This window comes from Pseudomonas sp. LB3P58 (genome assembly GCF_054897895.1).
Window position 1 is genome coordinate 6,031,564 of record NZ_JBUBVE010000001.1, and the last position, 11,815, is coordinate 6,043,378.

Annotated in this window: 12 protein-coding genes; 5 read left to right on the forward strand and 7 right to left on the reverse strand. The window is 58.6% G+C overall.

The genetic code is table 11. The features are described 5' to 3' along the window. The first annotated feature begins 1 nt into the window (after window position 1). On the forward strand, window positions 2-241 hold the full coding sequence (locus ACYZTZ_RS28160; protein ID WP_462000309.1) for a PilZ domain-containing protein: 240 nt from the start codon (window positions 2-4) through the stop codon (window positions 239-241). Here ACYZTZ_RS28160 and ACYZTZ_RS28165 read toward each other — a convergent pair whose 3' ends face one another. The 5 genes from ACYZTZ_RS28165 to def all read right to left on the reverse strand — a co-directional run bounded on the left by ACYZTZ_RS28165 (window position 242) and on the right by def (window position 4,960). Continuing rightward, window positions 242-556: a tetratricopeptide repeat protein gene (locus ACYZTZ_RS28165; RefSeq protein ID WP_462000310.1), complete on the reverse strand. Its 315-nt coding sequence runs from the start codon at window positions 554-556 to the stop codon at window positions 242-244. Window positions 557-733: 177 nt separating this feature from the next. After that, window positions 734-2,107: a Trk system potassium transporter TrkA gene (trkA, locus tag ACYZTZ_RS28170; RefSeq protein WP_056738489.1), complete on the reverse strand. Its 1,374-nt coding sequence runs from the start codon at window positions 2,105-2,107 to the stop codon at window positions 734-736. Window positions 2,108-2,129: 22 nt separating this feature from the next. Then, complete coding sequence (rsmB, locus tag ACYZTZ_RS28175) at window positions 2,130-3,440, reverse strand: 16S rRNA (cytosine(967)-C(5))-methyltransferase RsmB (protein ID WP_046044915.1); 1,311 nt, start codon at window positions 3,438-3,440, stop codon at window positions 2,130-2,132. Continuing rightward, window positions 3,437-4,396 carry a methionyl-tRNA formyltransferase gene (gene fmt, locus ACYZTZ_RS28180; protein ID WP_462000311.1) on the reverse strand — a complete coding sequence of 320 codons (960 nt, stop codon included), beginning with the start codon at window positions 4,394-4,396 and terminating at the stop codon, window positions 3,437-3,439. Before fmt ends, rsmB begins: the two co-directional genes overlap by 4 nt. 57 nt (window positions 4,397-4,453) lie before the next feature. Further along, a complete protein-coding gene (def, locus tag ACYZTZ_RS28185; protein WP_008155676.1) occupies window positions 4,454-4,960 on the reverse strand; it encodes a peptide deformylase in 507 nt (168 codons plus the stop codon). Window positions 4,961-5,132: 172 nt separating this feature from the next. On the opposite strand from def, the gene ACYZTZ_RS28190 reads away from it, so the two are divergent. The 3 genes from ACYZTZ_RS28190 (at window position 5,133) to ACYZTZ_RS28200 (ending at window position 7,950) form a co-directional block, all read left to right on the forward strand. Then, entirely contained in the window at window positions 5,133-6,158 is a 1,026-nt protein-coding gene (locus ACYZTZ_RS28190) for a LysM peptidoglycan-binding domain-containing protein (RefSeq protein WP_462000312.1), read from the forward strand. Between the two features lie 79 nt (window positions 6,159-6,237). Next, complete coding sequence (gene dprA / locus ACYZTZ_RS28195; protein ID WP_462000313.1) at window positions 6,238-7,338, forward strand: DNA-processing protein DprA; 1,101 nt, start codon at window positions 6,238-6,240, stop codon at window positions 7,336-7,338. Window positions 7,339-7,392: 54 nt separating this feature from the next. Then, window positions 7,393-7,950, forward strand: a complete 558-nt coding sequence (locus ACYZTZ_RS28200) for an L-threonylcarbamoyladenylate synthase (protein ID WP_462000314.1) — start codon at window positions 7,393-7,395, stop codon at window positions 7,948-7,950. A gap of 286 nt (window positions 7,951-8,236) precedes the next feature. Here ACYZTZ_RS28200 and ACYZTZ_RS28205 read toward each other — a convergent pair whose 3' ends face one another. Together ACYZTZ_RS28205 and ACYZTZ_RS28210 are read right to left on the reverse strand one after the other, a co-directional pair. Beyond that, window positions 8,237-9,256 (reverse strand): ParA family protein, encoded by a 1,020-nt coding sequence (locus tag ACYZTZ_RS28205; protein WP_462000315.1) that lies wholly within the window; start codon window positions 9,254-9,256, stop codon window positions 8,237-8,239. Window positions 9,257-9,737: 481 nt separating this feature from the next. Further along, window positions 9,738-10,715, reverse strand: coding sequence for an NADPH:quinone reductase (locus tag ACYZTZ_RS28210; RefSeq protein WP_111448163.1), 978 nt, complete (start codon window positions 10,713-10,715; stop codon window positions 9,738-9,740). Between the two features lie 178 nt (window positions 10,716-10,893). On the opposite strand from ACYZTZ_RS28210, the gene hemF reads away from it, so the two are divergent. Then, complete coding sequence (gene hemF, locus ACYZTZ_RS28215; RefSeq protein WP_462000316.1) at window positions 10,894-11,808, forward strand: oxygen-dependent coproporphyrinogen oxidase; 915 nt, start codon at window positions 10,894-10,896, stop codon at window positions 11,806-11,808. The last annotated feature ends 7 nt before the right edge of the window (window positions 11,809-11,815 follow it).

Below are 11,815 nucleotides of genomic sequence, written 5' to 3' on the forward strand. Positions count from 1 at the left end.
GATGTCCGAACACCGCAAATCATTTCGTATCAAGATCAGTCACCACAGTTTCGGCGAATGCCTGGGCCAGACGCGTAACCTGTCGACGACAGGCGTCTACGTCAAGCATCCGGGCTTGTCGGCGTTGCGCAAGGGCGCGGTGGTGTACGGTCAGGTGCAGGACTTACCCACAGGCGCGCCGCGGGTGCGCATGGAAGTGGTGCTGGTGGATGCCGATGGCATTGGCCTGCGCTACCTCTGATCAGTGAGCCTGACGCTCAAGCTTCTTCAGAAACACCGTCATTTCTTTTTCGGCCTGCTTGTCGCCATGGACGCGAGCGGCTTCCAGGCCCTGTTCCCACGCCTGACGTGCGGACGCGAAATCCTTCAGCCCCAGATGGGCCTTGCCCAATAGCTTCCAGGCTGCCGAATACTTCGGATCGAATTCGACGCAACGCTGGAAATGCTCAGCAGCCTTGGCGTTTTCCCCAAGGTCCAGATAACCCTTGCCCAGCCCGAAGCGCAGCAATGAGTTATCCACACCCTTGGCGAGCATTTTTTCCAGGGATTCGAGCATGGTGAATTCCTTAATGAGTGGTGCCAGGGGGGGATCTGTCTTAGTAAGACCGCTATCGCGAGCAAGCTCGCTCCCACAGTGGATTTTTGCCGGACACAAAATCTGTGCTCACTAAAAGTCTACTGTGGGAGCGAGCTTGCTCGCGATGAGGCCAGTCTTGCCACCGCAAATCCTGGATCAGAAGAAACTGAGTCCCACATGGAACAGCTTTTCCACATCCCGAATATGCTTTTTATCCACAAGGAACAGAATCACATGGTCACCCGCCGCGATCACCGTGTCGTCGTGGGCAATGATCACCTCTTCGTCACGGATGATTGCGCCGATGGTGGTGCCCGGCGGCAGGCCAATGTTCTCAATGGACTTGCCGATGACCTTACTCGACTTTTCATCGCCATGGGCAATCGCCTCGATGGCTTCCGCCGCGCCCCGGCGCAATGAGTGCACGCTGACGATATCGCCGCGACGAACGTGCGCCAGCAAGGTGCCGATGGTTGCCAATTGCGGGCTGATGGCGATGTCGATGTCGCCGCCCTGGATCAGGTCGACATAGGCCGGGTTGTTGATGATGGTCATCACCTTCTTCGCGCCCAGGCGCTTGGCCAGCAGCGAAGACATGATGTTGGCTTCGTCGTCGTTGGTCAGCGCCAGGAAAAGATCAGCGTCGGCGATGTTCTCTTCCATCAGCAAGTCGCGGTCGGAGGCACTGCCCTGCAACACCACGGTGCTGTCGAGAGTGTCCGAGAGATGACGGCAGCGCGCCGGGTTCATCTCGATGATCTTCACTTGGTAACGGCTTTCGATGGCCTCGGCCAGACGTTCACCGATCTGCCCGCCGCCCGCGATGACGATGCGCTTGTAGCTCTCATCGAGGCGGCGCATTTCGCTCATCACGGCGCGAATATTCGCCTTGGCGGCGATGAAAAAGACTTCGTCGTCTGCCTCGATCACCGTATCGCCTTGAGGGAGGATCGGCCGATCACGACGGAAAATCGCCGCCACACGGGTTTCGACATTCGGCATGTGCTCACGCAACTGACGCAGTTGCTGACCCACCAGCGGGCCGCCGTAGTACGCCTTGACCGCCACCAATTGGGCTTTGCCTTCGGCGAAGTCGATCACTTGCAAGGCGCCCGGATGCTGGATCAGGCGCTTGATGTAATTGGTGACCACTTGCTCCGGGCTGATCAGCACGTCCACCGGAATCGCTTCGTTGTCGAACAGCTCGGAGCGAGTCAGGTAGGCGGCTTCGCGAACCCGGGCAATCTTGGTCGGCGTGTGAAACAGGGAGTGGGCCACCTGGCAGGCAATCATGTTGGTTTCGTCGCTGTTGGTCACCGCCACCAGCATGTCGGCGTCGTCGGCTCCGGCCTGACGCAGCACCGTCGGCAGCGAGCCGCGGCCTTGCACGGTGCGGATGTCCAGCCGATCGCCGAGGTCACGCAGGCGTTCACCGTCGGTGTCGACCACCGTGATGTCGTTGGCCTCGCTGGCCAAGTGTTCTGCCAGCGAACCGCCGACCTGCCCTGCGCCGAGGATGATGATTTTCATCCAGTCACTCCCTTAAAACCCATTAACCGCGCGCGGCGGCGATCTTGATCAGCTTGGCGTAGTAGAACCCGTCGTGACCGCCGTCCTGGGCCAGCAATTGGCGACCGTGAGGTTGCTTGATGCCGGCCTGGGTGGCGAGGTCCAGTTCACGGGCGCCCGGCGTGCGAGCGAGGAAGGCTTCGATGACTTCGGTGTTCTCGGTCGGCAGCGTGGAGCAGGTGGCGTAAAGCAGGATCCCGCCGACCTCCAACGTTATCCACATGGCGTCCAGCAGTTCGCCTTGGAGAACCGCGAGTGCGGCGATGTCATCGGGTTGGCGAGTCAGCTTGATGTCCGGGTGACGACGAATCACACCGGTGGCCGAGCATGGCGCGTCCAGCAGAATGCGCTGGAACGGCTTGCCGTCCCACCAGGTGGCGGTGTCGCGGCCGTCGGCGGCGATCAGTTCGGCGCTCAGGCCCAGGCGTGCGAGGTTTTCCCGTACCCGCACCAGACGCTTGGCTTCCAGGTCCACCGCCACCACGCCGGCGAGGGCCGGTTCGGCTTCAAGGATGTGGCAGGTCTTGCCGCCCGGTGCGCAGCAGGCATCCAGCACCCGTTGGCCCGGTGCCAGGTCGAGCAGATCGGCGGCCAGTTGCGCGGCTTCGTCCTGCACGCTGATCCAGCCTTCGGCGAAACCCGGCAAGCTGCGCACGTCGGCAGCGGCGTCGAGAATGATGCCGTCCTGACTGTAAACACACGGCGTGGCGGCAATGCCGGCGTCGGTCAGCAATCCGAGATAAGCATCGCGGCTGTGATGACGACGGTTGACCCGCAGGATCATCGGCGGATGCGCGTTGTTCGCCGCACAAATGGCTTCCCACTGCTCAGGCCAGAAAGCCTTGAGGGATTTTTGCAGCCAGCGCGGGTGGGCAGTGCGCACCACTGGATCGTGTTCCAGCTCGGCCAGCAGCGCTTCGCTTTCACGCTGGGCGCGGCGCAACACGGCGTTGAGCAAGGCCTTGGCCCAAGGCTTTTTCAGCTTGTCGGCGCAACCCACGGTTTCACCGATGGCGGCGTGGGCCGGAACCCGGGTGTAGAGCAACTGGTAGAGACCGACCAGCAACAGCGCTTCGACATCGGCGTCGGCTGCCTTGAACGGTTTCTGCAGCAACTTGGCCGCCAGCGCCGACAAACGTGGCTGCCAGCGCGCGGTGCCGAACGCCAGGTCCTGAGTGAAGCCGCGGTCGCGATCCTCGACCTTGTCCATTTGCGTCGGCAGGGAACTGTTGAGTGAGGCTTTTCCGTTAAGAACAGCAGCAAGTGCCTTGGCGGCGGCCAGACGTGGATTCATTGAGCGTCCGCCGCTTGACCGAGGACGGTGCCGACGGCGAATTTCTCACGACGGCTGTTGAACAAGTCGCTGAAGTTCAGCGCCTTGCCGCCGGGCAATTGCAGACGAGTCAGACACAGGGCTTGCTCACCGCAGGCGACGATCAAACCGTCCTTGCTGGCGCTGAGGATTTCACCTGGAGCGCCCTTCCCTTCGGCGAGGCTCGCGGCCAGGACTTTCAGCGCTTCGCCGTTCAGCGTGCTGTGACAGATCGGCCATGGATTGAAGGCGCGGACCAGACTTTCCAACTCAACCGCCGGGCGACTCCAGTCGATGCGCGCTTCATCTTTGTTCAATTTGTGAGCATAAGTGGCGAGGCTGTCGTCCTGCACTTCGCCTTCCAGCGTCCCGGCAGCGAGGCCGGCAATCGCCTGAATCACCGCAGGCGGGCCCATTTCGGCCAGACGGTCGTGGAGGCTGCCGCCGGTGTCTTCACCGGTGATCGGGGTGGTGACTTTCAGCAGCATCGGCCCGGTGTCGAGGCCCAGTTCCATGCGCATCACGGTCACGCCGCTCTCGCTGTCGCCCGCTTCAACGGCTCGCTGGATCGGCGCCGCTCCGCGCCAGCGTGGCAGCAAGGAGGCGTGGCTGTTGATGCAACCCAGGCGCGGAATATCCAGCACCACTTGCGGCAGGATCAGGCCGTAGGCGACCACCACCAGCAAGTCCGGCTTGAGTGCGGCCAGTTCAGCCTGAGCGTCTTCGTTGCGCAGGGTTGGCGGTTGCAGCACAGGAATGTTGTTTTCCAGAGCCAACTGCTTGACCGGACTTGGCATCAACTTTTGCCCACGGCCCGCCGGACGGTCCGGTTGGGTGTAGACCGCGACGATCTCGTAAGGGCTGTCGAGCAGGGCCTTGAGGTGTTCGGCGGCGAATTCCGGGGTGCCGGCAAAGACGATGCGCAGTGGCTCAGTCATTCAAAAGGTCTCGCAAAAGAAAAAGGCTTGCCGCAGCAAGCCTTTGAAAGGAGGGCATCAAGCGTTCTGGCGATGGAGCTTTTCCAGTTTCTTCTTGATTCGGTCGCGTTTGAGATTGGACAGGTAGTCGACGAACAATTTGCCATTCAGGTGGTCGCATTCATGCTGGATGCACACCGCGAGCAGGCCTTCGGCGATCAGTTCGTAAGGCTGGCCGTCTCGGTCCAGAGCCTTGACTTTAACCTTCTGTGGGCGATCGACGTTTTCGTAGAAGCCCGGCACCGAGAGGCAGCCTTCCTGATATTGCTCCATCTCGTCGGTCAGGGTTTCGAACTCGGGGTTGATGAACACCCGTGGTTCGCTGCGGTCTTCGGAGAGGTCCATCACGACGATACGTTTGTGCACGTTGACCTGGGTCGCGGCGAGGCCGATGCCTGGCGCTTCATACATTGTTTCAAACATGTCATCGACCAACTGACGCACTTCGTCGTCCACTACGGCCACAGGTTTGGCGATAGTGCGCAGGCGCGAATCGGGGAATTCGAGGATGTCTAAAATGGCCATAAGCTTAATTGCTGCACGTTTGAGGTAATGTCGGGTCGATGGCCTGGCGGGTCCGAAGATGCAGGCTACCGTTGTAAAACGTAGCTTCCTGCTCTTTTTGGTAAAGAGTCGGGAGCGAGCCACGAGGGCTCTGGCGTTCTACGCGAATGCACATAATAAAGGGATTCACCGCATGAGGAAATCACTACTCGCCTTGCTCCTTCTGGCCTCGGCCGGTTTGGCGCACGGGCAAGTGCAACTCAAGGAAGGTTTTCCACAGCAATACACCGTGGTATCCGGTGACACACTCTGGGACATATCGGGGAAATTCCTTCGTGAACCGTGGAAATGGCCGGAACTCTGGCAGGCCAATCCACAGATCGAAAACCCTAATCTGATTTACCCTGGCGACTCGCTGTCGCTGGTCTACGTCAACGGGCAGCCACGCCTGACCCTCAACCGCGGCGCTTCCCGGGGCACCATCAAGCTGTCGCCACGCATCCGCAGCAGCCCGGTAGCCGACGCTATACCGAGCATTCCGCTGCAATCGATCAACAGTTTTCTGCTGAGCAACCGCATCGTCGACACGGTCGAGGACTTCAACAAGGCGCCTTATATCGTCGCCGGCGATGCCGAACGCGTGCTCAGTGGCACCGGTGACCGAATCTTCGCTCGCGGTCACTTCGACCCGGCTCAGCCGGTTTACGGCATCTTCCGTCAGGGCAAGGTGTACACCGATCCTGTCAGTAAAGAATTTTTGGGGATCAATGCCGACGATATCGGCGGTGGCGAGATTGTGGCCACCGAAGGCGACGTCGCCACCCTGGCGCTGCAACGCACCACTCAGGAAGTCCGCCTCGGCGACCGCTTGTTCAGCGGTGAAGAGCGCTCGATCAACTCGACCTTCATGCCCAGTGCGCCAAAAACCGAGATCAACGGGGTGATCATCGATGTGCCGCGCGGGGTTACCCAAATTGGCGCGCTGGATGTGGTCACGCTGAACAAGGGTCAGCGCGATGGCCTGGTCGAAGGCAACGTGTTGGTGGTGATGAAAACCGGCGAAACCGTGCGTGACCGGATCACCGGTCAGCCACTGAAAATCCCGGATGAGCGCGCCGGTTTGCTGATGGTTTTCCGCACCTACGACAAGCTCAGCTACGGGCTGGTGCTCTATGCATCACGCTCCCTGGCGGTGCTGGACAAGGTGCGAAATCCTTAACAGGCTCCACAAGTTACCAACAGAGTTATCCACAGCTTATTCCCGTTTGAACGGGGCTCATAACGATCAAGGATGATCCATGTCGCTGTCTGCTTTTGCACCGGTTTCCCCTGCGGAACTGGAAGCTCGTTTACGTTTGCATCGCCTGCCGGAACTCGGCCCTGCGCGTTTCAAGAAATTGCTTGAGGCCTTCGGCTCGGCGTCCAAGGCTCTCAGCGCGCCGGCCAGTGCCTGGCGTTCGTTGGGTTTGCCCCTCGCTTGCGCGGAGGCCAGGCGCTCCAGTGAAATCCGTGATGGCGCAAGCCATGCATTGTCCTGGTTAGAGCGTCCGGGCCAGCATTTACTGATGTGGGACCAACCTGACTATCCGGCACTGTTGGCAGAAATCAGTGATGCGCCGCCGCTGTTATTCGTGGCGGGCGATCCCGGCATTCTGGAAAAACCGCAGTTGGCGATGGTCGGCAGCCGTCGCGCTTCGCGGCCGGGCATGGACACCGCCGCCGCATTTTCCCGCAGTCTGGCCGGCGCCGGTTTTGTCATTACCAGCGGTCTGGCGCTGGGCATTGATGCCGCGGCCCATCAAGCCGCTTTGGACGTGGGCGGGCGAACGGTCGGTGTACTTGGCACGGGACTTGAAAAGTTTTATCCACAGCGCAATCGACGGCTGGCAGACGCCATGATCGCTTCGGGCAGCGCAGTGCTTTCAGAGTTCCCGCTGGACGCCGGACCGACCGCCAGTAACTTCCCTCGGCGCAATCGGATCATCAGCGGTTTATCCCTGGGTGTGCTGGTGGTCGAGGCGAGTGTCGCCAGCGGTTCGTTGATCACCGCGAGGCTGGCGGCGGAGCAAGGGCGCGAGGTGTATGCGATTCCAGGTTCGATCCACCACCCGGGCGCAAAGGGTTGTCATCAGCTGATCCGCGACGGGGCGGTGCTGGTGGAAACCATCGAGCACATCCTCGAAGCCTTGCGTGGCTGGCAACGGTTGCCGTTATCCACAGCGACACCCTTGGTGACACATCCGTTGCTCATGCTCCTGCATGCCGCGCCCCACACCAGTGAAGCGTTGTCCGTCACCAGCGGCTGGGCCCTGCCAAAAGTGCTGGCAGCGCTGACGGAGCTGGAAATGGACGGCCGTGCGGTCTGCGAAAGCGGGCGCTGGTTTGCGCGGGTGAGCTAGGTTTTATAAGGAAGATCGGTAAACTGCGCAGAGCCTTATTCCGGAGAGTTTTTCATGGTCAACAGTTGGCGTGTGCAACAAGCCGCACGAGCCATTCGCGCAGGCGCGGTGATTGCCTACCCAACCGAAGCGGTCTGGGGCCTGGGTTGCGACCCGTGGGACGAAGAAGCGGTCTATCGTCTGCTGGCGATCAAGGGCCGGTCGGTGGAAAAAGGGTTGATTCTGGTGGCCGACAACATTCGCCAGTTCGACTTCCTCTTCGAAGACTTTCCTGAATTGTGGATGGATCGCATGGCCAGCACCTGGCCAGGGCCGAACACCTGGCTGGTGCCGCATCAGAATATGTTGCCGCAGTGGATTACCGGCGTGCATGAAACGGTGGCGCTGCGGGTCAGCGATCACCCGTTGGTACGGGATTTGTGCGCGGTGGTCGGGCCGTTGGTTTCAACGTCGGCCAACCCGCAGGGCCAACTGGCGGCGCGGACGCGGATTCGCGTCGAGCAGTATTTCCGTGGGCAGGTGGATTACGTGTTGGGTGGGAATCTGGGTGGGCGCAAGAATCCGAGCGTGATTCGCGATCTCGCGACGGGCAAGGTTGTGCGCCCGGATTGATACCGTGCTGCAGCCAATCACGAGCAGGCCTGCCCGCATCTGATCGTCGGTGGGACACAGAGTCTGCGTTCACTGGAGATCATATGTGGGAGTCGGGTGCTTACTTGGAAGTGTTTCTCTACTTCGAGTCGAGCGAGATTTTTCTAAAATCCGGTAGTAAGGCTCCCGATCAGTAGTAAATACAAAATACGAGTCAACCTTCATTCGTTTATCGGACTTTAACCCGAGAATACTCTTGTTAAGTCATAAGTATCCCCGTATTGCTACGGGGTTTAAACAATATTTCCTACAACTTGTCGACGATATCGTCAATTACAGCCAACGCTTGATCTTTATAGTCGACCTTAACCTGTACCCGATGGCCTCCAATATCCAGTTTTCCTGTAGGCATTGTCGAAAACGCACACCCTCTGGCAAATGCTACTACACCAGTTGTACCGAAATCACGTACATCCACGATCCCGCTTATGACTTTACTAAATGTGAAGTACTGGGGGTATGCCCTAACCAAGCCTTTCAAGTCTTGATCTATACCTACGAGGACAGCGGCATAAGCAGATGCCTTACCCATATATTGAGTAAGCCTGTTTTTCAAAATTAAATGTATTTTAGGTAATGGCCTACCTGCGTCATTCATTTTTGTTGCGAAAGTATATTGTGCATATACCTCCGATGGCAATTTTAGGCCATATATTAGTGAAAATGCATTTTGTATTGCCCGACGTGAAGAGTCGTCTGCCATCACTGGCAAAATCACGCGATCAGCTGAAGACAGTGCGATCTGTGTGTACATAGAAAAACTTGGATTTGTGTCAGTGAATACATAATCAAAATCGTCTTTCACTAAATTCAGCAAGTCTTTCAACCAGTCGATAACGCCGAGCCAAGAGTTAACCCCTGGTAAATTAGCGTTAGCTAACGTGTTCATTGCAATTGCTTGCAACTCTAAAAGCGGATCTCCACAGACCAAAAAAATATTTTCTGGAATTTGACTATTATAGTCAGAAGGCCTAGTAATGTAGTCCCATGCATCAAATGCGGGAGGAGAAAATGGCGAAGGCAATCGAGAGTCAAAATAGCCGCCGATACTGCAACGCGGAGTGAGGCCTTGGCGCTCTAGTAGCTTTGAACTACCTTCGTTTGATAAACCACCCAAAAAAAGTTCTGAAAGATTAGCTTGTGGACACATGTCGACCACCAGAATTCTTTCTTCTGGATTTCTTTCGGCAAATCGAATAACGGATTGGAATGTCAGGCTTGTTTTACCAGTGCCGCCTTTGTTATTCCATACTGAATAATTAATCATAAATGCTCTTTGGTTGTTGTTAGTTGGCTGAATATAAAGTCCTATTTGGACGCAGTCAAGTCTTTATGAGACGTTTTTACGGTCTAAATGGACCTTTTGTGGTCGCGAGTGGACGGCGACTTATGAGGTCGTGCCACGACTGAATCTCTTGGCTGTACAAAAGCGGCGGCTGTCCAATGGCACCCAAATCATTCCTAGGGAGGTTTGATTGTGAGGTGTTGGTCTGTCGTTATGGAGAAAAGTGACGGTAGCCCTCCGCTTGGGCGCGAGGGCTCGGTGCCGTTCTGATGCGTAACGTAATTCGGATGATGGAAGGTCGTTTGGAGAATCTCCGAAAGGTTTCGCCGTTAAACCTTGAAATTTCGCGGGCGAGTCAACGACTGACGGGTTCCATCAGCCTAGGATCATCTCCCCCCCAAGTTTGGAACGCCTGTCTGGAGAGCACTCGCTCGCGACGAGGTCTTTTTAGACCCCCGAAATCTTAAGGCAGCAACACGGTCGAGCCAGTCGTACGCCGCGCCGACAATTCGGTCTGTGCCTTCGCTGCTTCGGCCAATGGATACTTCTGGCTGATGTCCACCTTCAGCTTCCCGCTGATGATCATCTCGAACAGCTCATCCGCCATACGCTGCAGGTTCTCGGCATTGTTGGCGTAGGTCGCGAGCGTAGGCCGGGTCACGTACAGCGACCCCTTCGCCGACAGAATCCCCAGGTTCACCCCGTCTACCGCGCCCGACGCATTGCCGAAGCTCACCACCAGACCGCGAGGCGCCGCGCTATCAAGCGAAGTCAGCCAGGTGTCCTTGCCCACGCCGTCGTACACCACCGGGACTTTTTTCCCATCCGTCAATTCCAGTACGCGCTGTGCGACGTTTTCATGGCTGTAATCGATGGTCGCCCAAGCGCCGTTAGCCTTGGCCAGTGCGGCTTTCTCCGGTGAGCTGACCGTGCCGATCAACTTCACGCCCAAGGCCTTGGCCCACTGGCAGGCCAGGGAACCGACACCACCGGCCGCAGCGTGAAACAGGATGGTTTCGCCACCCTTGAGTTCATAGGTCTGACGCAGCAGGTACTGCACGGTCAGGCCCTTGAGCATCACGCCCGCGGCCTGTTCGAAGCTGATCGCGTCCGGCAGATGCACCAGGTTGGCCTCCGGCAACACGTGAACGTCGCTGTAGGCGCCCAACGGACCGCTGCCATACGCCACGCGATCACCGACCTTGAACCGGGTGACTTCACTGCCCACCGCTTCGACCACGCCCGCGCCTTCCGAGCCCAGGCCCGATGGCAGGGCTGGCGGTGCATAGAGACCGCTGCGGTAATAGGTATCGATGAAGTTCAGGCCGATGGCCTTGTTGGTCACGCGAACTTGCTGCGGGCCGGGCTCGGCGGGTTGGTAGTCAACATACTCGAGCACTTCGGGGCCGCCATGGGCGCGGAACTGGATACGCTTGGCCATCAGAACTCTCCTTAGGTCTTGGCTACTGGAGTTGTAGCGCGAAGCTCCCTATCGAACTCCCAAGCTTGATCTTCGTCAACTGCGGCAGGTCCATCTGCGATGTTATGCTACGCGCCCATTTGCGCCGGCCCCGCTCCCATGGAGCGCCGCGTAGCTTTGCCCGATTCAAGGTGATGACATGACGACCCGCACCGAGGCCGTAAAAGCCTACCTGCTCGACCTGCAAGACCGCATTTGTGCGGCCCTCGAAGCTGAAGACGGCGGCACGCAGTTCGTCGAAGACGCCTGGACCCGGACTGCCGGTGGCGGCGGCCGCACCCGGGTGATCGAAAACGGCGCGGTCATCGAAAAGGGCGGCGTCAACTTTTCCCACGTCTTCGGCAGCGGTCTCCCACCGTCCGCCAGCGCCCATCGACCAGAACTGGCCGGCCGTGGCTTCGAAGCCCTTGGCGTCTCTTTGGTTATTCACCCGCACAACCCGCATGTGCCAACGTCCCACGCCAACGTGCGCTTTTTCATCGCTGAAAAAGAAGGCGAAGAACCGGTCTGGTGGTTCGGCGGTGGCTTTGACCTGACGCCTTATTACGGCAATGAAGAAGACTGCGTGCATTGGCACCGCGTCGCCGAGCAGGCCTGCGCGCCGTTCGGTCCGGATGTTTACTTGCGCTACAAGGCCTGGTGCGACAGCTATTTCCACATCAAGCATCGCCACGAGCCGCGCGGCATCGGCGGCCTGTTCTTCGATGACTTGAACGAGTGGGACTTCGACACCAGCTTCGCTTTCATGCGCGCCATCGGTGACGCGTTCATCGACGCCTACCTGCCGATCGTGCAGCGCCGCAAAAATGATGCGTTTACCGCCAAACAGCGTGAATTCCAGGAATTCCGCCGTGGGCGGTACGTTGAATTCAACCTGGTCTACGACCGCGGCACGCTGTTCGGTCTGCAATCGGGCGGGCGTACCGAGTCGATCCTGATGTCCCTGCCACCCCAGGTGCGTTGGTCCTACGACTGGAAAGCCGAGCCGGGCAGCGAAGAAGCACGGCTGACCGAGTACTTCCTGCAAGACCGCGATTGGTTGGCCAAGGCCTGAACGAGGA